Annotated in this window: 18 protein-coding genes; 10 read left to right on the forward strand and 8 right to left on the reverse strand. The window is 58.6% G+C overall.

The genetic code is table 11. The features are described from left to right. Positions 1 to 19: 19 nt before the first annotated feature. Positions 20 to 229, reverse strand: coding sequence for a hypothetical protein (locus AC6IY8_RS04865; RefSeq protein ID WP_497777578.1), 210 nt, complete (start codon positions 227 to 229; stop codon positions 20 to 22). 17 nt (positions 230 to 246) lie between these two features. Between AC6IY8_RS04865 and AC6IY8_RS04870 the strand changes: the two genes are divergently transcribed. The 6 genes from AC6IY8_RS04870 (at position 247) to AC6IY8_RS04895 (ending at position 7,461) form a co-directional block, all read left to right on the forward strand. Beyond that, positions 247 to 1,317, forward strand: coding sequence for a GHMP family kinase ATP-binding protein (locus AC6IY8_RS04870; protein WP_497777579.1), 1,071 nt, complete (start codon positions 247 to 249; stop codon positions 1,315 to 1,317). 68 nt (positions 1,318 to 1,385) lie between these two features. After that, positions 1,386 to 2,330: a CPBP family intramembrane glutamic endopeptidase gene (locus tag AC6IY8_RS04875; RefSeq protein WP_497777580.1), complete on the forward strand. Its 945-nt coding sequence runs from the start codon at positions 1,386 to 1,388 to the stop codon at positions 2,328 to 2,330. Between the two features lie 115 nt (positions 2,331 to 2,445). Beyond that, a complete protein-coding gene (locus AC6IY8_RS04880; RefSeq protein WP_497777581.1) occupies positions 2,446 to 3,537 on the forward strand; it encodes a hypothetical protein in 1,092 nt (363 codons plus the stop codon). A gap of 315 nt (positions 3,538 to 3,852) precedes the next feature. Beyond that, entirely contained in the window at positions 3,853 to 5,493 is a 1,641-nt protein-coding gene (locus tag AC6IY8_RS04885; RefSeq protein ID WP_497777582.1) for an NAD+ synthase, read from the forward strand. A gap of 61 nt (positions 5,494 to 5,554) precedes the next feature. Next, positions 5,555 to 6,508, forward strand: a complete 954-nt coding sequence (locus tag AC6IY8_RS04890; RefSeq protein ID WP_497777583.1) for a DsbA family protein — start codon at positions 5,555 to 5,557, stop codon at positions 6,506 to 6,508. A gap of 272 nt (positions 6,509 to 6,780) precedes the next feature. Then, positions 6,781 to 7,461 (forward strand): M48 family metalloprotease, encoded by a 681-nt coding sequence (locus AC6IY8_RS04895; RefSeq protein ID WP_497777584.1) that lies wholly within the window; start codon positions 6,781 to 6,783, stop codon positions 7,459 to 7,461. Positions 7,462 to 7,656: 195 nt separating this feature from the next. On the opposite strand, the gene AC6IY8_RS04900 is transcribed toward AC6IY8_RS04895, so the two are convergent. The 4 genes from AC6IY8_RS04900 to AC6IY8_RS04915 form a co-directional block, all read right to left on the reverse strand. After that, positions 7,657 to 9,513, reverse strand: a complete 1,857-nt coding sequence (locus AC6IY8_RS04900; RefSeq protein ID WP_497777585.1) for a type II secretion system protein GspD — start codon at positions 9,511 to 9,513, stop codon at positions 7,657 to 7,659. 21 nt (positions 9,514 to 9,534) lie between these two features. Beyond that, complete coding sequence (locus AC6IY8_RS04905) at positions 9,535 to 10,359, reverse strand: HAD family hydrolase (RefSeq protein WP_497777586.1); 825 nt, start codon at positions 10,357 to 10,359, stop codon at positions 9,535 to 9,537. Continuing rightward, positions 10,328 to 11,155, reverse strand: coding sequence for a TIGR00282 family metallophosphoesterase (locus AC6IY8_RS04910; protein ID WP_497777587.1), 828 nt, complete (start codon positions 11,153 to 11,155; stop codon positions 10,328 to 10,330). Before AC6IY8_RS04910 ends, AC6IY8_RS04905 begins: the two co-directional genes overlap by 32 nt. A gap of 328 nt (positions 11,156 to 11,483) precedes the next feature. Next, positions 11,484 to 11,876, reverse strand: a complete 393-nt coding sequence (locus AC6IY8_RS04915) for an ArsR/SmtB family transcription factor (RefSeq protein WP_497777588.1) — start codon at positions 11,874 to 11,876, stop codon at positions 11,484 to 11,486. Between the two features lie 79 nt (positions 11,877 to 11,955). On the opposite strand from AC6IY8_RS04915, the gene arsM reads away from it, so the two are divergent. Next, a complete protein-coding gene (gene arsM, locus AC6IY8_RS04920; protein ID WP_497777589.1) occupies positions 11,956 to 12,858 on the forward strand; it encodes an arsenite methyltransferase in 903 nt (300 codons plus the stop codon). Between the two features lie 129 nt (positions 12,859 to 12,987). On the opposite strand, the gene AC6IY8_RS04925 is transcribed toward arsM, so the two are convergent. Next, positions 12,988 to 14,832, reverse strand: coding sequence for a bifunctional homocysteine S-methyltransferase/methylenetetrahydrofolate reductase (locus AC6IY8_RS04925; RefSeq protein ID WP_497777590.1), 1,845 nt, complete (start codon positions 14,830 to 14,832; stop codon positions 12,988 to 12,990). A 147-nt stretch (positions 14,833 to 14,979) separates the two neighbouring features. Here AC6IY8_RS04925 and AC6IY8_RS04930 point away from each other — a divergent pair, with 147 nt between their 5' ends. Beyond that, entirely contained in the window at positions 14,980 to 16,293 is a 1,314-nt protein-coding gene (locus AC6IY8_RS04930; protein ID WP_497777591.1) for a YncE family protein, read from the forward strand. Positions 16,294 to 16,628: 335 nt separating this feature from the next. Next, on the forward strand, positions 16,629 to 17,246 hold the full coding sequence (locus AC6IY8_RS04935; RefSeq protein ID WP_497777592.1) for a PAS domain-containing protein: 618 nt from the start codon (positions 16,629 to 16,631) through the stop codon (positions 17,244 to 17,246). A 196-nt stretch (positions 17,247 to 17,442) separates the two neighbouring features. Here the strand turns inward: AC6IY8_RS04935 and AC6IY8_RS04940 are convergent, their stop codons facing one another. Further along, positions 17,443 to 19,953 (reverse strand): penicillin acylase family protein, encoded by a 2,511-nt coding sequence (locus tag AC6IY8_RS04940; protein WP_497777593.1) that lies wholly within the window; start codon positions 19,951 to 19,953, stop codon positions 17,443 to 17,445. A gap of 449 nt (positions 19,954 to 20,402) precedes the next feature. On the opposite strand from AC6IY8_RS04940, the gene AC6IY8_RS04945 reads away from it, so the two are divergent. After that, positions 20,403 to 20,822, forward strand: coding sequence for a class I SAM-dependent methyltransferase (locus tag AC6IY8_RS04945; protein ID WP_497777594.1), 420 nt, complete (start codon positions 20,403 to 20,405; stop codon positions 20,820 to 20,822). A gap of 125 nt (positions 20,823 to 20,947) precedes the next feature. Here AC6IY8_RS04945 and AC6IY8_RS04950 read toward each other — a convergent pair whose 3' ends face one another. Continuing rightward, complete coding sequence (locus AC6IY8_RS04950; RefSeq protein ID WP_497777595.1) at positions 20,948 to 21,256, reverse strand: hypothetical protein; 309 nt, start codon at positions 21,254 to 21,256, stop codon at positions 20,948 to 20,950. Between the last annotated feature and the right edge of the window lie 96 nt (positions 21,257 to 21,352).

Here is a 21,352-nt window from a genome sequence, read left to right on the forward strand (position 1 = left end):
AAGGACCCCTACTGTTGCCTCAATCTCTCAAGTTGAACGTGGTGCCCCACCTCTGCCCGTCTTTGGTAGAGGTGGGTGTTTTGCCTTTGCTCTTGCCTTTGCTCTTGCCTTTGCCTTTGCCTTTGCTCTTGCCTTTGCCTTTGCCTTTGCTCTTGCCCTTGCTCTGTCCGACCCCCGCCCAAGGACTCGCGTCATTCGTGCGCGTCTCGCCGCAAGCCTTCCTTCCCACGTGATACAACTATTTCCATGCCTGCAAACAATGCCAAGCAGCCCGGCGTCATCGCCCGTGCTGCCTGCCGTGTAGATCTCGCTGGCGGCACCGTCGATATGTGGCCGCTCTACCTGTTCCATCCCGGCTCAGTTGTCGTGAATATTGCGGTCAACGTCATGACCACCTGCCGAATCGTCCCCACCGCCGGGCGCTCCATCGAACTCATCTCCACGGATACTGGTCTCAACGACAGCTTTCCCAGCATGCAGGCCCTCCGCGAGTCGCCGAAATACAGGCACGCTCTCGCCGCCTACCTCCTGCGATTTTTCTACCCTGCCTCCGAACCGTCTTCGGGATTCCGCCTCGAGACTCATTCTGAATCTCCCGCCGGTGCCGGAATCTCCGGTTCCTCCGCGCTCATGATTGCCTGCACCGCGGCGCTGGCCCGTTTCACTGGACGTCGCCTCTCCCCCGGGCAGATCCGCGAAATCGCACAGAATGTCGAGGCTCAACTCATCCGCGTTCCCACCGGATGCCAGGACTACTACCCAGCGCTCTACGGAGGAGTCTCCGCCGTGCAACTCGATGTCGATGGCATCCATCGTCAAGCGATTCCCGCCGACCTTGACGAGATCGACCGCCGCTTCGTCCTCGCCTACACGGGAGCCCCGCGCCAGAGCGGCATCAACAACTGGGAAGTCTTCAAAAGCCACATCGACGGCGACCGCCGCATATTCCGCAACTTCGAGCGCATCGGCGAAATAGCCCGCGCCATGCGTGCCGCCATCACCTCAGGCGACTGGGACGAGACCGGACGCCTTCTTCGCGAGGAGTGGAAGCTGCGCCGCACCAACGCTCCTGCCATTGCCACGCCGCTCATCGACGAGCTCATCGCCATCTCGCGCAAGAACGGAGCCACCGGAGCCAAAGTCTGCGGAGCTGGCGGCGGAGGCTGTGTCCTTTTCATGATCGAGCCTGACGCCCGCCCGCGCGTTGAACAGAAACTCGCCGCCGCCGGAGCTTACATCCTGCCCTTTGCCGTCGCGCGCAAGGGAGTATCGGTCGCGCCGCTCAAAGCCGGTGCCGCCGCAGCTACTCTGGGTTAAGAAACGTCAAGCGCGGGCTTCACCTGTTGCCGTGATCATGGGCGCTGAGTATCCTTGAACTTGCGCCCATGCCCCAGCCTGAAGCCATGACCGGAGCCGACCAATTCGAGACGCCGCGAGCCGGAAATCCCTACCCCGCGCCCACGCTGCTTCCGCCGCTGGTCCGTTTCATGGTCGCCGCCTGCTGGACCTTCGGAGTCTTCTGGTGCAGCGGCTTCATCTACGCGCTTTTCCCCGACCACAATCTCATCCCCGGCGTTCTCTTCCGCTTCATCGCCTGCGTGCTTACTGCCGCCGGATTCGCGTTTTTCGTTCGGGTTCTTGATTACAACTTCGCACCGCTCCCCGTTGCGCTCGGCCTTCCTCTCGATCTGACAGCTGCCTTGCAGTGGTCCTCTGGCCTTTCACTCGGAGCCGTTCTCATCACCGCCGACGTCCTCATGGTGTGGACGTTCGGTTCCATCCACTTTCATCTGCACTTCAGTCGCTACACGCTGCTCCGCACGCTCGCAGTCCTGTTGCTGCTCACCTTCGGAGCCTTGCTTGAGGAGCTTTCCTTCCGAGGCTATCCCTTCCAGAAACTCACCGAGGCATTCGGAGCGTTCTGGGCTGTTGTTGCGCTTTCCGCTCTTTTCGGAGCCGTCCACCTCTGGAATCCCGATGCGAAAGGATTTCTGAGCTGGGGATTTCTCAACACTCTTGCCGTTGGCTTGCTTTTCGCGCTGGCCCGGATCCGCACCGGCTCACTCTGGTTCTCCTTTGGCCTGCACTTTGGCTGGAACCTCTTTCAGGGCGCCGTTTATGGACTTCCTGTAAGCGGAATGCGCGAGTTCTCCACCATTGTCACTGCTACCGCCCACGGCTCTACGGCTCTCACCGGAGGCAGCTATGGCCCTGAGGCGAGTGCCACCTGCAGCATAGTTCTGGTCATTGCCTTTCCCTTGCTGTGGATCGTCACCTCTCGACGCAATATCCAGCACCGTCCTTCTCACTCCGCCTCAATCAGCATCTAAATTAGCAAGCGCAAATGTGATCCGCCACCGCGATCACGATGCGATCACTTTCAAAAACACACGCCGCTCCTTTGGAACGGCTCTATAATCCCCAACACGCATTTGGGAGATTGCAATGAACTCGCTGGTGGGATCTTTCCCAAAATCCGTCACGTCCACGAAACGGAAGCTCTTGGTTTCCGCCGCGCTCATCGGTGCGTTGCTCATACCGGCGCCGCTAGCATCCGCTTCCGATATGAAGTTCTCCAACGCCCAGCGACAGGAAATCATCCGCAACTTCCTTGCCGAGAATCCATTCCTCCACCGTGCACTTCCGCGCGGCAAGGCTGGCGTCCGCATCGAGGACCAGAAGATCACGCCCTCTGAACTCGAACTCAACCAGATGGTCGCGCAGTTCGGCACCGCAGCCAAGCCCGGCGACCGCGCCAAGATCACCGCAGTCAAATTCGTGCACGACGGCATTCTCTTTGAGATCAATGGCGGTCCCGTAAAGCGCAAGAGTTGGAGAGATCGCCTCAACGTCGGCATCGGAGGCGTGAACACCAGCACCGTAGGTCGCCAGCAGGATCCTCAACAGCCCCAGTCCGGCGATCCCGGCAACATCTACACGGATTCGACCGGCTCTTCCGTCCTTCTCATCTGCAAGCACGACACCGACACGCTCACACCCGACCGCATCAAGGACCTGCTCGCGCCCGTGCTCGATTTCAAAGCCACCAGCGTCGCCGAAGCCTACCAGAAGAGCCTTCCGCCCGTGCTCGCCGCCGCCGTCAAGAACCACCACGCGCTCGTCGGCATGGATAAAGAGATGGTGACCTACGCTCTTGGCCGTCCGCCTCATCGCCTGCGCGAGAACAGGGAAGGCAAGGATATCGAAGAGTGGATCTACGGCGCACCCCCGCAGGAAGTCGAGTTCATCCGCTTCTACAACGACAAAGTGATCAGCATCGAGGAGATGAAAGTCACCGGCGAGAAGATCGTTCGTGACAAGGATGAGATCGGTGATCTCGGCATCCTCGACGCCTCCGCCAAGCCGCAGAAGCGGCCCGACCAGGCCGCCACCAACGCCGATGAGGAACGCCGCAGCGCACCCTCTCTTCTGCGCCCCGACGAGAAGCCCATCTCCCAGAACACAGATGGGCCTCGCGATCCCCATCCCATGCCCATCCCTGACGCCCCATCGCCCACCGCCCCCGGCCCGAACTAAAAACAAAGACATTGGCGGCTGCCTTACCCTTAAACTCGCTCGCGAGTTTAGGGTGGGGTAGTGCTTTTGCGTTTATCTTTGCTCTTGCTCTTGCCTTTGCTTTTGCGTTTGCCTTTGCTCTTGCCTTTCGTTGTCATCCCGAGCGAAGCGAGGCCCCCTACTCCCTACACCGCTTTCCCACCTTGCGTTCTCTTCTGCTCGTCATCCTGAGCGAAGCGAAGGATTCCAACCGCCCAAAAGGCTTTTCTGCCACGCTCGATTTTCCTCTCCAACGCTCGCTTCCCCCTCACCCCTTCCGCGCTTTACACTAACTCTGTGAAGATTGCACTCGCTCAGATCAATCCCACTGTCGGAGACTTCACCGGCAATGCCGCCAAGCTCCGCAGCTTCACCGAAAACGCACGTTCCCGCGGTGCCGATCTCGTGTTGTTTCCCGAGCTCTCCGTCTGCGGATACCCGCCGCGCGACCTTGTCGAGGTTCCAACCTTCATCGCCCGTTCCCGTCAGGTGCTCGAAGAACTCGCAGCCGAATTCCCCAACATCGCAATCATTGCTGGCTTCCCATCGCCTGCCGCGTCCGACACAGGGAAGACCGTGATGAACTCCGCAGCCCTCCTTCGCAACGGCCGCATCGATTTCATCCAGTCCAAGCGCCTTCTACCCACCTACGATGTTTTCGACGAGTCGCGCAACTTCGCTCCTGCTTCCATCCAGCGCCTGTTCACGCTCTGCGGCCAATCCATCGCGCTCACCATCTGCGAAGACGCATGGAATGACAAAGCTTTCTGGAGCCGTCGCCTCTACGGTTCCGACCCCGTAGAAGACCTCGTCCGCACCGGAGGAGAGATCGTCCTCAACATTTCCGCTTCTCCCTTCAACGTCGGCAAGCGCGAACTTCGTCAGGCCATGCTCGCCAGCATCGCCCGCCAGCACAAGGTCCCTGTCCTGCTCGTCAATCAGGTCGGAGGCAACGACAGCCTCGTTTTCGACGGCTCCAGCCTTGCCCTCAATCCTGCGGGAGACCTCATCGCCCAGGCTCGCTCGTTCGAAGAAGATCTCATCCTCGTCGACACCGCCACCATGACCGGCGACATGCACGATCAAGTTCAGGGAGTGGAGGGAAGTGCCTACTCCGCGCTCGTCCTCGGTACCCGCGACTACGTTCACAAGTGCGGATTCAAGAAGGTCGTCGTCGGCCTCAGCGGAGGCATCGACTCCGCCCTCACCGCCGTCATTGCCGTCGATGCTCTCGGAGCCGACAACGTCATCGGCGTCTCCATGCCTAGCCAGTATTCGTCCGAGGGCAGCATCAGCGACGCCCGAGAACTCGCCTCGAACCTCGGGATCTGTTTCCAGGTCGTTCCCATTCGCGACATCTTCGAGTCCTACCGCAGCGCCCTTTCCGGCATCTTCAGCGGCATGAAGGAAGACGTAACCGAAGAGAATCTCCAGGCGCGCTCTCGCGGAGCCATTCTCATGGCTGTGGCCAATAAGTTCTCCGCGCTCGTCCTCACCACCGGCAACAAGAGCGAACTCGGTGTCGGCTACTGCACTCTCTACGGAGACATGGTCGGCGGACTCGCCGTCATCTCCGATGTTCCCAAGACGCTTGTTTATGCGCTTGCCCGCTACGTCAACTCCGCCCGCAAGCTCATTCCCGAGGCGTCCATCACCAAGCCGCCTTCCGCCGAGCTCCGTCCCGACCAGAAGGACAGCGACTCGCTCCCGCCCTACGACGTCCTCGACCGCATCCTCGAGGAGTACGTAGGCAATCTCAAATCCGCGCCGGAAATTGCCGCCATCACTGGCTTCGATGAAGAGGTAATTCGTTTTGTCATTCGCCTCATCGACCGCAGCGAATACAAGCGCCAGCAGGCCGCTCCCGGCATTCGTATTTCAACCAAGGCTTTCGGTGTGGGACGTCGTTTTCCCATTGCCGCTCGCCATCAGGTCTAGTACAACTTTGCGAATCGGCCTCCGGCTTTATTCAAGGAACGCCCGCTCAAGGAATGAATTCATGCGCAATCTTCTGAAGTGCTCTGCCGTACTCCTGCTCTCCTGCTCTCTCTTCGCGCAGTCTGCCAAGACCGCTGCCAAGCCCGCCCCACCTGCTGCCGCCAAGCCCGCGCTTCCCGCCGGAGCCCCCACACAGGAAACGGCAGAGGCCTTCGTCAAGCGCATGTTCGGCTACGATCCGAACCTCCAGGTGAAGGTGCTCAACATCGCTTCCTCGCCCATTTCAGACATCTTCGATATCGCGGTCCTCTTCGTCACCCCCGAGGGCCAACAAGCCACCCACTTCTTCGTCTCCAAGGACCAGAAGCACGCCATCGCCGGAGACATGGTTCCGTTCGGTGCCGACCCATTCCTTGCCGACCGCCAGAAGCTCGCGCAATCCGCCTTCGGCCCCACCAAAGGCCCAGCTGACTCCAAAGTTCTCATCGTCGAATTCGCCGACCTCGAGTGCCCCTCCTGCAAAGATGCCGCCCCCATCATGGAGAAGCTCCAGTACGATTTCCCGCAAGCGCGTTTCGTCTTTCAGAGCTTCCCCCTTACGCAGATTCACCCTTGGGCTGGCCGCGCCTCCTCCTATCTGGATTGCATCTCGCGCAGCAATCAGGATCAGGCCTCGACGTTCACTCAGGCCATCTTCACTCATCAGGCCGAAATCGAGACAGCTGTCCGCAAAACCGACTCCACCGGCAAGATCAACGTCGATGATGCTGCCGTCACTGAGCGCCTCCGTCACTACGCCGAGATGGCCGGAGCCGACCCCGCCAAGACTCAATCCTGCGCCGAGAACCCCGAAACTGCCGCGCGCATTGCTCGCAGCGAATCTCTTGCGCACGAACTTAACGTGACTGGCACTCCCACCCTCTTCGTCAATGGCCGTCGCGTCGGCAATCCCGGCGGAGCCCCCTACGAAGCCCTGAAGGCCGTCATCAACTTCGAAATCGAGCAAGCAAAATAACTTGTACCAAAACCGGGTCAAAACCGGGTGCCCCACTCAACGTTCCTTTCGTTGAGTGGGGATTTTGCTTTTGTTTTTGTTTTTGCCCTTGCCCTTGCTCTTGCTCTTGCCCTTGCTCTTGCTCTTGCTCTTGTTTTCGTTTTTAAGGTGTCATCCTGAGCGCAGCGAAGGACCTCGGGGTTGCTCTTGCTGTTGCTCTTGGTTTCAACCTCGTCCGGCGAAAAACCCTTGCCACCATCTCCGCTCATGATTTCCACTAATCATCGACCACCATGCGGTTTCTCCTGATATTGCTCCTGACCACTGCGGGTTACGCGCAGATCGTCGATCCTCCGCCCGCCATTGTCGTCGAGCGAATGTGTGGCGCGCCGCAAGTCACCACCGGCCCTGCTGTGTCCAAGGTCTCGAGCATCTTTGCCAAACTTGCCTCTGATCCCGCAAATATCAAGTTCGCCGTCACCCACTCCATGGTGGTAAATGCTTACGAATATGACCTCGCCCCCGGTTCGGCTCTCATCTGCGTTCCCCTGGGACTCATCGCCGTACTTGAGCCCTCTGAAGGGCAACTTGCATTCCTCATCGGACACGAAATCGGCCACGCCATAGACCGCAAATGTCAGGACGCCAACGAGCGCGCCAAACTCTCCTCCAGAACCCCATCCGGAGCCGTTTCCACTTTCCTTTTCGGCCAAAGTAACGGACATGAGTCCGGCGACCAGCGCGCCTGCGAAACCCGTGCCGACGACATAGGCCTGAACCTCATCACCCAGGCCGGATACGACCCACACGACGCCGAAGCCGCATTTCAAACCCTGCTTCCATACTTCGGACCTCAGTCCAGCGGCCCCCTGGCAAAACTCGCGAATCTCGGTCGCGACCATCCGCTCACTCGCGACCGCATCCGCCGCATGCACAAGCGTGTCTCACTCGAATCCAAACAAAAAAGCCGATAGCCTCAGCCATCGACCCTCCCTGTTTCTGTTCTTGCCTTTGCTTTTGCCTGTGTCTTTGTCCTCGCCCTTAAGGTGTCATCCCGAGCGAAGCGAGGGACTCCTACTCCGTCCACCACTTTCCCACCTCGCGTTCTCATCCGCTTGACTGCAGCGAAGAACCCCGGGTTTGCTCTTTCACCTCGCGAAACCTTTCACCTACTTCGGCACCACCGTCGGGATCGGCACATACGACCCTTTTCCTACCCTCGACGACGTAATATGCGGCGTCATCACGATCAGCAACTCATCCCCGACCGTTTCCTTCGTCTCATACGAGAATGCCTTTCCCAGTACCGGTACCATCGACAGCAGCGGAATTCCATTGATGCTCGCTGTCTCGCTTTTGCTCATCAAACCGGCGATCACCACGGATTCACCATCCTCCATGGTGATCGTGCCCTTTGTTTCGCGGCTGGAAATTATCGGAAGCCCATTCACCTGTGTCGTTCCCAGCGCCCGCATTGCCATTTCGTAATTCAGGCTCACCAGCTTCCCATGCACCAGCGGAGTTGCCTTCAACGTCAGCCCCAGATCCTCATACGTAAACTGCGGCGTCGGCACCGAAGCCGTCAAAGCCGAGTTTATTCCGAGCGATGACAGCAGACTGCTCGTCGCGCTGGTTGCCGAGAACTGTGCGCTCACAATCGGGTACCGTTCCCCCACCTTGAACGTTGCCGCCTTGCCCTGTCCCGCGCGCAACATCACGTCTTCCACCGTCCGCGCCGAGGAACTGTTCACAGAGAGATGCAGCGCCGTCTGCGGAATCGTAACGCCCGTCAGCGTGATTCCACCGCCAAATGTTCCAAACGGCTGCCCCAGCACGCTTGACGCGCCTGACGATGCCAGCAGCGCCGCCAGAATCGTCGATGTATTCACCGTCTGCCCTGCCGATTGCAGCGCCGTAATGATCTGCTGTATTTGGCCGCTGTTCACCAGGTTCTGGATCTCCGTGCCAACGTTGAAGATTTTGAAATCATTCGGCACCGACGCTCCCAGGTCACGGCTCAGCGTGGTGGAAACCTGGAACACCTTGATCCCCAGCATCACCGAAGGCTCTACATCCTCCAGCGCATCCAGGAATTGCGTAATCGCGTCCATCGTCGCCTGAGGCGCACGAACTACGATCGTTCCTTTCGACGGATTCTGCGAAATATATCGAAGATCAAACAGAATGCGTAGCGACGTCGTCAGGTCATTCAACTCCTGCGGCGTGGTCGCTCCCTGCGCGTAGAAAGTGCGCAGGCTCATCTGCATCAGGTCGCGGCGATTTTCCGCCGTGTCGTTCGCCACCAGCACCTGCTTGTCCGTCATCGGAATCAGCAGGACCTTCGCGATCCGTGCCAATATCTGCGATCCTGTCTGCCAATCGACATCGTCCAGCTTGATCTTGACCATTCGGGATTGCAGGCCCTGGTCGGCAACGGCCGTCAACCCATACAGCCGTGCGAACTGCGTCAGCATATCGGTCGAGTTCCCGCGAAACTCGAAGCTATGGGCGCTCGGCGTTGGATGCAGCCGCGTTTCTACCATTTCCGGCTTCAGCTTCGCCTCTGAAATCTGTTCCGGAGCGGGCAGGGCATCGCGCAGTCTTTGTTGCGCGTAGTCATCCGCCGGCGCAATCTCAACCGCCCTGCGAAACGCCTGCAGCGCAGCCTCGCGATCTCCTAACTGCATCGCCGTATTGCCCTTGCGCAACTCCTCGGTGACTACCTTCTGCCCAATCGCCGTTTCCGCCGTCGCATACACCGCGTCCCTTGGAGACAGCGCTCGAGCATCCTTCAACTTCTGCAGAGCCAGTTGATACTTCTGCTCATTGGCAAACTTCACCCCCGACTCATACAGAGCCTTTGCCTTGTTCCTGTCTGCTCTTGAAATTCGGCAAGGAGTGAAGTCTTTCTCATAGTCCGAGCAGGGCTGCTGGACCTTTGGCGCATCCGCGTGCGCTCCTGCATCGTCGGCATACACTACGCCCCCCGTCAGGAGCGCAGCCGCGAGCAGGGCAGTGCGTAGCATGACCCGAATTCTACCGGAATCCTATAGCTCTGCGTACTGCCACAGAGTTTCGCAACAGGGAAGACACATATCCGGCTCATTCTTCGCCAAATCCAGCAGCGAGAATATGCCCGTCGCCACCGCGATCACCGGAAATCCGCAGGCCTTGGCTGCCTCCACATCCGCAGGAGTATCGCCCACGAAACACACCCGTGCCGCGTCGTTCTTCAGCCTGCGCTTCGCCTCTTCCGCGCCCCAGCGGAAAATCTCCGTCCGCGTCTCATTCCGATCGCTGAATGATCCAAACGAAAAGTACTTATCAACCTTCGCCGCCTTCAGCTTCGCCCAGCCGATCCGCTCCACGTTGCCGCTCGTCACGCCCAGCAGCTTTCCCATTTTCTTTAACTCAGCCAGCAGTTCCGGAATCGAACCGCACAACTCCGGACGCAGTTCATGAGCCCTTGCTTCCACCTCGGCGCACATTCGGCTCATTGCGTCGTCCAGCGAAGCTCGCCCCTCCGCTTCACCCACTCCCGCCTTCTCCAGCGCCCGCAGCAGAATCAAAGGGTCCGTGCTGCCGTGTACCGGAACTCCATCTAGCCCCACCGGCTTGCCATACAGCTCACGCATTACGGTTAAGAACGCGTCATAGTGCACCGCATCCCGCGAATTCAGCAACGTCCCATCGATATCGAACAGGTAGGCATCGAATGCGCGCCAGTTAAACCCGCGTGGCAGGTCTGCGTTGTCTTTGAAACCTTCAGCCGCCACCACCATTGCGCCGTCATTGCGTGCCATTCCACGCGGCTGTGCCGCCTTTTTCGCCGATTTCTTCTTACCAGCCGCTTTCGTTGCCGTCTTTACCATTCTCATTCACCATGATTCGTTTAATAGCTCGTGCTTTTCCCGTCTGCTCGTCGCAATCCACCAGCACCGCGCAGAAGTGCACGTCTTTTGCCGCTGCTTCAAATCTTCCCGGGAGACTGGTCAGGAATCGTTGCAGCACCAGCTCCTTCTGTACACCAATCACGCTGTCGTACGGACCCGTCATTCCCACATCCGTCTGGTACGCCGTCCCTCCCGGCAACACCCTCGCGTCGGCCGTCGGAATATGCGTATGCGTTCCAATCAACGCCGTCACACGTCCATCCAGATACCACCCCAGCGCAATCTTTTCCGACGTCGCCTCCGCATGGAAATCGACAAAGATCACCTTTGCCGAAATCTGCTTCAGCAACTGATCCGCTACCCGAAACGGGTCGTCGATGTTCGCCATGAACACGCGTCCCTGCAGGTTCACCACTGCAAAGGGAACGCCCGCGCGCGACTTTCCTTCGTAAACGCCCACTCCCGGAGTCCCCGCCGGATAATTCGCGGGACGCAACACCCTCCTCGCTGGGCTGTACGGCTCCGTCACCGCCGCGTTGAAATACTCCACCAGCTCGCGCTTATCCCAAACATGGTTTCCGGTCGTGATCACCTCGACGCCGAGATCAAAAAACTCTTCGGCAATCTGCGGTGTGATCCCAAATCCCCCTGCCGCATTCTCTCCATTTGCAATACACAGATCGACCGCGTGCTCCTTCAGCAAACCCGCCAGTTGCTCGTGCACGATGTCGCGTCCCGCTCTACCAAAAATGTCCCCAATAAACAGAATTCGCAATCGTCTCGTCCTCAGCCATCCATGCTATCACCCAGCGCCCACTCACCAACCTTTGAGGCGTCATCCTGAGGGCAGTTCTTGCCGTTGCCTCGGTTCTTGCTTTGTATTTGCTTTCGCTTCTAAAGGTGTCATCATGAGCGCAGCGAAGGACCTCGGGTTGCTCTTGCCCTTGTCGTTGCCTTTACTGTTGCTGTTGCCGTTATTCTTGCCGTTGCTGTTTGAGTCGTCATCCTGAGCGCAGCGAAGGATCCCAGCTGCCCTCCCGATCTTCACAACCACCCGAGGTCACCCACCACCAATCACGCCTTTGCTCTTTACCACCGAAACCCTAAACCTCCACTGGCCTCGGAGCCCCTTGCAGTGCCACGAACTTCTCCGGACTGCAACACGCCCTTTCCAGCCGCGCCCTGTCCTGCCGCATTTCCGGCTCGTCCCTCAACCACTCCAGCGTCTGCCGCAGCACTCGCTCTGCCCCTGCATTCGGAGGCATCACAATCCTGTAATGAACCCACTTTCCCTCTCGCCGCGCCGTCACAATCTCAGCCCTTCGCAGATACGCCAAGTGCCTCGAAATCTTCGGTTGCGACTGCCCAAGCGTCTCCACGAAGTAGCACACGCAAATCTCCTGATCGCCCATCAGGTTCAACAATCTCAGGCGTGTTCGATCCGCCAGCGCCAGGAAGAACTGCTCCATATCAAACGCCTTCGCCTTCTTGCTCATAAAAATATTATATACGGCTTGACGAATACGTCCATTGCCACATATAGTCGCCTAAGCATATATGTTCAAGGAGAGAGATATGACGGACAATCTGGTCGAATCGGTTCGCTCCAAGTACGGAGCCGTGGCCAAGAGCTCACTTTCCAGCAATCATGATGGCGTCAAGGCCGTAGCTGCGGCCTTTGGCTACACCGCCGAGCAATTACGGTCCATCCCTGCTGAAGCCAACATGGGCCTTTCTTGCGGCAATCCCACGGCCATGGCTTCCATTCGGCCCGGCGAAGTTGTCGTCGATCTCGGCTCCGGTGGCGGACTCGATGTATTCCTCGCCTCCAAGCTTGTCGGCCCGGAAGGGAAGGCCATCGGCATCGACATGACCCCCTCGATGATCGAACGCGCCCAGGCCAATGCCGCTTCCGGAGGCTACACCAACGTCGAGTTCCATCTCGCCACGATTGACAAGCTTCCGCTGCCCGACTCCTCCGTGGACTGTGTCATCAGCAACTGCGTCATCAATCTCGCGCCCGACAAGCCCGCTGTCTTCCGCGAAATCGCACGAGTCCTCAAGCCCGGAGGACGCCTCGCCATCAGCGACATTGCATTGAAAGGCGAGCTCCCTCTGGAAGTCGCGAAAAGCATCGCCGCCTATGTTGGCTGCATCGCCGGAGCCCTCCAGATGGAGGACTACCGAGCCAAGCTCCTCGCCGCCGGCTTCGAACACGTCGAGATCGTTGATACCGGTGCCGACCTCAACGCCTACGCGAAGGTCGAGAACCAGTCATACTGCTGTTCTACGAGCTGCTGCGATGAACCCGCTCCAGAGAAAGGCAGCGCCGCAGCCTCCGACGGTTGCGCTCCTACCTGCGTGCCCGAGCCCACCCCTGACTTCCGTCAGGAGCTGGACCAATTACTGACGAAGTACGACGTCAACCAGGCCGCCGCCAGCGTCAAGGTCTTCGCCATCAAACCCGCTGCACGGTAATCCGCGCACTGCGATGATTTCTGTGTAGCGATTGTGGATTGTGGTCAAACAGAAATGAAACACTAACAATTCGGGGTGCCCCGCCCTTAAACTCGCGAGCGAGTTTAGGGTGGGGTTGTCCCCTTGCTCTTACGTCGCCGCCCGTTGTCCCAGCGCCTCGATCACATCCACCGCCGCAGCAAATTTCCCCAGCGGAGCACTCACCTGTACGCCCTGCACCATCGAGTGCACCTGCATCAGCATTTCGCGCGCGATCAGCACGCCTTCTGCCCGTGAAAGTTCGCTGCTTGCGCTTGCTGCTGCCATTCGCGAAACGATCTCATCCGGCACCGACACTCTCAGTTCGTTGCGCATAAACTCTGCATTGCGCACGCTCGTCAGCGGCCAAATTCCCGCCAGCACCGGGAGCTTGCAGTGTTCCACCCTGCGCAGAAACTGCTCCAGCAGCCGCAAATCAAACACCGGCTGCGTTACCGCGTAGTGCGCGCCTGCTTCGCACTTATATTCAAAGCGGCGCACCTCCTGGTCGATATCGCTGATCCCGGGGTTTGCTCCCACGCCGATGACGAACGACGTTGTCGATCCAATCGGATTTGCGCCGATATCCACTCCCAGGTTCAGATTGCGAACAATGTTCACCAACCCGATTGCGTCCACGTCAAACACTGCTGTCGCGTCCGGATAATTCCCCAGCTTCGGCGGATCGCCAGTGATGCAGATCAGGTTGTTCAGTCCCAGCGCGGAAGCCCCCAGCAGATCGCTCTGAATGCTCAGCACGTTTCTGTCGCGGCAGGTATAGTGCAGTACGGTTTCTATCCCGCATTCGCGTTCAATCAGCGTGCAGAGCGCTTGGTTGCCCATTCGTGCCGAAGCTCTCGGGCTGTCGGGAATATTTACCGCATCGATGCCCACGCTCTTCAGGTACTTTGCCGCCGCGACTTCCTTGGACGGATCGCTGCCCTTAGGCGGCACAATCTCCACCATCGTCACGAACTCGCCCGCCGCCAGCTTTCTTCCCAGCTTCGAGCGCTCTTCCAGGGGCTTCACCGCGGGCGCTGTCGATGGGCTCGCAACCGTCACATGGAACGATGAAGTGCGCGCCTCTCCCATTCGCAGCGCCGACTTCATTGCCTTGATGTGCTCAGGAGTTGTTCCGCAGCAGCCGCCCACCAGCGTCACGCCTGCCGCGACGAATTTCCGCGCATAGCTCGCCATATACTCCGGAGAGCACAGATAAATGTTTCTTCCTTCCACGCTGCGCGGCATTCCTGCATTCGGTTGAGCAGCGAGGGGAAGGGAAGTCACCCTGCGCAGGCGCTCAATCGTGTCCAGCATCGCCGCTGGACCCACCGAGCAGTTGCATCCCACGACGTCCACGCCAAAGTCCGTCAGACGCGCGCCAAACACTTCTGCTCCCGTACCGTCCAGCGCACTGCCTTCTTCATCGATCGTGACCTCGGCCACAATCGGCAGTCCCGGAGCTACTTCTCGCGCCGCCAGCACCGCCTGGTGTAATTCATCGACATATCCGAATGTTTCCAGCAGGATCAGATCGGCGCCTTCCTCGGCCATCACTTCAATCTGTTCTCTGAATGCAGCCCGTGCTTCTTCGCGAGCTATCTTGCCCAGCGGTTCAATGCGGATGCCCAGCGGCCCCACGCTTCCGGCCACCATCACATTCGCACCCGCCGCCGCACGCGCCAGCCTCACTCCGGCCTGGTTGATTTCCTTTACCCGGCCCTCAAATCCGTGTCTCAATAATCTGTAGTGGTTCGCGCCAAAGGTGTTTGTTTCCAGAATTTCCGCGCCGGCCTTCACGTAATCCGCGTGAATCGTCGCGACCCTTTCAGGTTCTGAAACATTCAACTCGTCATAACATCGATTGATGAACACACCATGTGCATACAGCAGTGTGCCCATAGCTCCGTCGCAAAGGACGGGCCCACGGCTCAGGCGTTCTAGAAACGTTGACATCGCTGGTCCTTGACCTTATTTATCCTGGACTGCAATAAAGTGCTTTTCACGATCCCTAGCATAGCAGGCTCCCGAAATCCTCTACCCTCAATGTTATAATCGTGCTTTCCAGCATCTTTCGAATCCATTCTCATTGGAGTGCGTTGCTTGAAGCAAGCGACATTGATCCTGGCCCTGTTGGGCGCAATCTTACTGGCTGGATGCGGCAGCGACATTCATACAAGCCAGTCCACTTTCAACAATGGCTCCGGTGATCAACCCTACAAGCCCGTTACGCACCTCCTGCATCGTGCCATTGTCTCCAACTATTTCGCAGGAAGCCTAGCAGTTGTGGATACGGTACAGAACCGACTGACGACATCAAGCTTCGCGACCGGCAGTCAGCCCACATTCATGCAGTCATCTCCTGATGGAACGCTGACTCTCACATACAACAGCACGGCCAACACCCTCTCCTCGCTCAACAACCTTCTTGAGTCGGTCAAGGCCACCATCGATCTCGGAGGCTGGACCGAGAGCTTCGTCACCACGCAGAACAACAAGGCCGGTTTCGCCGCCGTTTATAACTACTCCAACGGCACCTTCCGTTCTCCTGGAGCCATCGTTCGCTTCAATCCCACCGACGGCAGCTTGGATACACAGATCCAGGTGCCCAACGTCCGTTATCTCGCGATGGACCCCGCCGAGAAACATCTGCTCGCTTTCACCGATAACGCGAATAACCCGAACAGCGCTCATTGGGTGGACCTCGGTGCCAACGATCCCTCGACCCTTGTTCCTCCGGTTTACACGCTCACTCTCCAGGATGCGAATGGAGCCACGGTTGCTCTCTCCAAGCCCGTTGCCGCCTTCTTCTCCTCCGACAGCACCAAGGCCTTCATTCTGAGCTGCGGCACCGAATGCGGAGGCTCTAACGGACCCAGCGTTACTGCTGTTAATATTTCCACGCTGACGCTCGACCTCACGTCCCACACCGGATCGGCCAAAATTCTTTACCAGCTGCCCGTCAGTGGCGCGCGTCGTGGTCTCTTCGACGCCACTGCCAACAAGCTCTACATCGCCGGATCAACCACGACCTTCACCGATGCTGGAGGCAATGTCGTTCAGGATGGCTTCTTCACCACTATTGACACCGCCGCCGGTACCGCGTCAGCCCCCATCAAGACGGGCCCCGGCGCCAAGCGTTTGATTCGCAACATCAAGGGTGTCTTCTGGGTCGGCTCCACAGGTTGCGGCGTTCAGAGCTGCATCACCTTGGTCAACCCCGCGACGAATACAGCTCCCCTGCTATCCACAGCTAGAGGCGACGCTACCGGTGTCACATATATCGCCAACAGTGGCGAGGTTTACACCGTCGAAGGCGGCGAACTTTACATCTACGACCAAGCGGGCAACACCATCATTTCCGAATTCCCCACCGACGTAAAGGGCCAAGCCTACGACGTTCTCTACATCGACTAACACCCCTCATCGCAACAAGAATGGCTCCCTCGGGAGCCATTCTTGTTGCGATGGCACAAATTTGAACACGCACTTCAGCCTTGAACGCCATGCCCGACCTAACACCGAAACCCAAGCGCCGCGGGTGCCCCATATACGCTTGCCTTTTTGGGCAAGCGCATGTGGGCCCTAACAAAGACGGCGCGAAGCGCGATCCAAAGGTTCTTCTTTTGTTCTTTGCCGTTACCCTCACTCCAGAATTTCAGAATCCCCGTTGCGTTTGCATTCCATCCCTTGCTTAAATAGATCCAAGCGCACGCCAGCCCGCCAATTACCGACGCACGAGGTTTCCACCGATGGACAACATTCATCAACTGCAATACTCGCACCTGCTCAATGCCATCCCCGTGCCCATGTTCATCGTTGACGAAGACGTGCGCATCCTCGACCTGAACGCCGCTGCTGCCACCGCATTCGGTCTTCTTGCCCTCGGATCTGTCCGTTCCCGCCGCACTGGAGAAGTGCTGTCTTGTCTGAATTCGCAGGGAACACCAGGAGGCTGTGGCGCCTCTCGCGCCTGCAAGAAATGCGTGATCCGCGGAGCTGTTGGAAGCTCCTTGCGTCAGGTCAGCACCACCCAGCGTCGCACCAGGTTTCAAATTCAGTCTGCTGGCATACGCAAAGATCTGGAGCTTTTAATCTCAACCAGCCCCTTGCCTGAAGCTGGAAAGAACGCCGTACTCCTCATCATCGAAGACATCACCGAGATGACGAAGCTCCGCTCCATCCTCCCCATCTGCGGCAACTGCAAAAAGATCCGCAACGAAGCCGAGTACTGGGAGCAGGTCGATAGCTATTTCCACGAGCACATCGGCGTTGACTTCTCGCACGGCCTCTGCCCTGACTGCCTCCAGCAGATCTACGGCGATTACCTCCCCGCCACCAACAAGGTCACAGGCCAACGCGAAAACTAACGCGTCATCTCTGTGGCCGCCAAAGCCATTCGCCTTGACTTCGCTTTTGTTCTTGAAGTGTCATCCTGAGCGCAGCGAAGGACCTCGGGTTTGCCTTTGCTCTTGCTCTTGCCTCGACGGTGTCATCCTGAGCGAAGCGAAGGATCCCTACCCACTTCAGCACTCCTCCTCCGCTCAAGGTCACCCACCGCGGCCCCTACTCTCCCACCAGCGTCAGCCTGTGCGCAGCCGTCTTCTCCACCGTCTCCGCCTTGAACGGCAGCCCAAACGTCGTTCCCCGATACCACGCCTCAAACTGATCATTGAAGTACGGGCTAAACAAATTACCCGACTGCCCATTCACAATATTCAGCGTTGATCGATCCAGGTCCGCAAAATCCGCCGTAAACCGTTCCGATGGCGCAAACATCCCGCCCACCTGCTTCACTGTGATTCCATTGCCCGACTGTGGCAGCTTCGGTGTCATCGCATACTTTTTCAGCCCGGGAATCTTGCTGAAAATCGGATGCCCAATCTGCACCGTCGCATAATCGCCATACTTCCACGCCGTCAGGTCGCGCGGAGCCTGCGGATCCTTCACCGCCGCTTCTACTGCCGCTGCCAGCAGCGCATCCCAGCTCTTGTACTCCGCAGGCAGCCACCGGTCTGGCTGGAAAGCAATCGTGTTCTCCAGCCACACCGTCTTCATAAACCACCCATAGAGTTCCGTGTCGTTCCCCAGCTTGCCCTTCAGCAGAGTCTCCGTGAGCCAGTGACGTGCCCGCTGCTCAATCGCCGCACCCGCCGAATCCATGCTGATCTTGCCATCGAACTTCCGCAGAATATCCGCCGCCGTCCGTGCTCTCGCGCTTGCGTCCGGAGTCTGATCTACCGCATACACCATGCGCTGTGCTACAAACTTGTCCAGATCGCTTTGCACATCCGTCTGCAACGCGAGCATGTCCGCCGCCGTAAACTTTCTGTTCTGCCGTAGCACGCGATATATCCGCTCCGTCCTGTACGGAGACTCCCATTCCTTCGTGATCGAGTACTTGTACCCATCCGCGCTGATGCGCCCATTTGCCGTGGCAATAATCCCCGAAGGGGGGTTATACACGCTCGGCATCTCTTCAAACGGCACATAGCCTGTCCACTCGTGAGCATCATCCGCTCCGTTCACCGGCAGTGTTCCATCGCCCGCCGCGCGAATCGGCACTCGCCCCGTGGCCTGGTACCCTATGTTGCCGTCCACGTCGCCATAAACTACGTTTTGCCCCGGCCCGTTGTAGCGCGCAAATGCCGCTCTGAACTCATCCCAGTTCTGAGCCGTGTTGACAGAATAGAAGGGAAGACTCAGCCCCGTGTCATACAGCGCCCACTTCAGCGCCAGTTGTCGTCCTTCGCCCTTCATCTCACGCGAAATCACTGGCCCATGGCGCGTCACCAGCACGTCCATCTTCACGTCGCGCCCGCGTTTTACGCGGATCACCTCATGCCGTACCTGCGGCTTCTGCCAACCTTGCGGAGTCTGGTACTCGCCCTGGGCATTGAAGTTCTCGACATAGACATCTTCCACGTCCGGCCCTACGTTCGTGAATCCCCACGCGATGCGCCGGTTGTGCCCCACAATCACCCACGGAGTCCCGGGCAGTGTCACGCCTGCGACCTCGTAATCGCCACAGGTCAGGTGCGCCTCATACCATGTGTTCGGAATCCGGTGCGGCAGGTGCATATCGTTCGATAGCAGGGGCTTTCCGCTCTCGGTGTGCGTGCCGTTGATCACCCAGTTGTTCGACCCCGCCCGTACCCGATCCATCAACGGCGTCATCGCCGCGGGATGCCGCAGCGTTGCGTCGAAAACGGAGGGAGGGGTATTTCTCTCCAGCGCCGCTCTCCGCCGATGATGCCTTCTCCTCACATGCTCCACCGGAGGGGTCACCTCGGCTTCTTTCTCTGTCTTCTGCGCCGTGTCAGGAGCAATCGTCGAAGGCTCAATCTCATCCAGATCATGCCCCGGCACTATGTCCCGTTGCGAGCTCTCGACATACAGATCGCTCGTCAGCTCCGGGCCCAGCCGCGCCAGTATTTTCTCGTGGTTCAGGTCATCCAGATACGTGCCGTGGTTCAGCATCTCCGCCATCGACGCGCCCACCAGCACCGAATCCTCCGCAGTCCACGCCCGCGGGAAATAGCGCATCATGCGCATCTCCAGCGGCAACCCGTAGTGATGATCCGCAATGTACGCGTTCACACCGCGCGCATAAGCTTCCAGTTGCTGCCGCTCCTGTGGAGTAGCATTGGCCAACGACTTCTGCGCCACCTCACGCAATCCCAACACGCGTTGCTCGCGATCTACCTGCACGTAATCGGAACCCAGCGCCGCCGACAGTTCTCCTGCCGCATACCGGCGCATCATGTCCATCTGCCACAGACGGTCTTGCGCCGTTACATACCCCTGGGCAAAAAACAGATCGTCGAGATTCTGCGCAGTGATCGAGGGTACCCCATGCTCATCGCGAATCACCGTAACCGGAGCCGATAGCCCTTTCAGCTTCACCGTGCCATCCAGTTTCGGCATCGCCGAGTGCGCCGCCGCCTGGAACCAGACGAAAACTCCTCCTGCCAGCACCGCTACCAACACCAATACGAATAAAACAATTCGGCCCGCCAGCCGGAGCCGCGAGCCATTCAAAACCTGCAGGGAAGAAGAGCTTGTTGCAAAAGACATGACGAGTTCGATTGTACCCGCTCAAGCGCACCTCAGGAGTTACGCAGGTGAAATTGGTTTCCGTCCAAAAACGCCTTACCCCACCGTTTTTGCTCACCGCACATGACCAGAGCACAACATTCCCATGACCGCGCCCCAAGCGCCGCGTACCTTGAAGAGAGAGCAAAACGTTCAGCCTCCTATGCGACCTAAGCACCGCGGGTGCCCCATATACGCTTGCCTCTTCTGGCAAGCGCATGTGGGTTCTATTGAAGAAGGCGCGAAGCGCCCTCCAAAGCTTCTTCTCTTGCCTTAGTTGTTGCCTTTGCCTTTGTTTACGGCGCTCATCCTGAGCGCAGCGAAGGATCCCAGCACTGCCCCAAATAGGTATTGCCGCTCAAAGGCATTTCGGCCTGCATCCCCAAATCCTGCCCCTTGCACCCCCGCCTCCCCGCTGCCACACTTACCTCATGGGACGCTTCGCCTCCACCGTCGAGTTCTACTCCCGCTACCGTGAACCCTATCCTCCAGCTTTCTTCCAAAGGCTCTCCGAGCACCTCACCGGTACAGAATCGCTCCTCGACATTGGCTGCGGCCCCGCGCCTCTCGCCATCGGACTCGCCCCATACGTCGGAGAAATCACCGCCATCGATCCCGAACCCGCCATGCTCGCCGCTGCCCAAACCGCTGCCGCCCAGGCCGGAGTCTCCCTTACGCTTGTCCCCATCCGCCTTGAAGACTTCGGGACCGACTCGACATTCGACCTCGTCACCATAGGACGCGCACATCACTGGCTCGATCGAACTGTAGCCATACCAATGCTCGACCGTCTCACGACCCAAGCCGCCCGTATTTGTATCTGCGGCGCTGCAAACATTGAGAGCCCGTAAGTCCGTGGCGCACCGCCTACGACGAAGTCCGCCATTCCTGCGCACGGGATAATGAAAACGAACTCGACCGCCTTACCCCAGAAGACTTCTTCGCCGGTTCGCAATTCAGCAAAGTCGAAATCATCTCAGTCACAGAAACGCGCACCGTCACAATCGCCGAGCTCGTCGGACGCGCCCTCTCGCGCTCTTACACTTCTCCGGACGCTCTCGGTGAACGCCGCTCCCGGTTCGAATCCGAACTCATCTCCACCCTCGAGCCTTACGCTCCCCATGGCACCCTGCAGGAAGAAGTCGTCGCTCGCGCCTCCATCTTCCGCCGATGAGTTCATCGTGAGTTGATCGATTGTGTCGATCGATTCTGTTATAGCGGTGTCATCCTGAGCGAAGCGAAGGACCCCGGGGTTGTCTTTGCTCTTGCTCTTGTATTTGCTCATGTTGTTGCTTTTGCTGCTGTTCTTGTTCTTGTTCTTGTTCTTGCTCTTGCTCTTGTCCCTGCTCTTGCTCTTGTCCCTGCTCTTGCTCTTGTCCCT

Source organism: Koromonas soli (genome assembly GCF_059726265.1).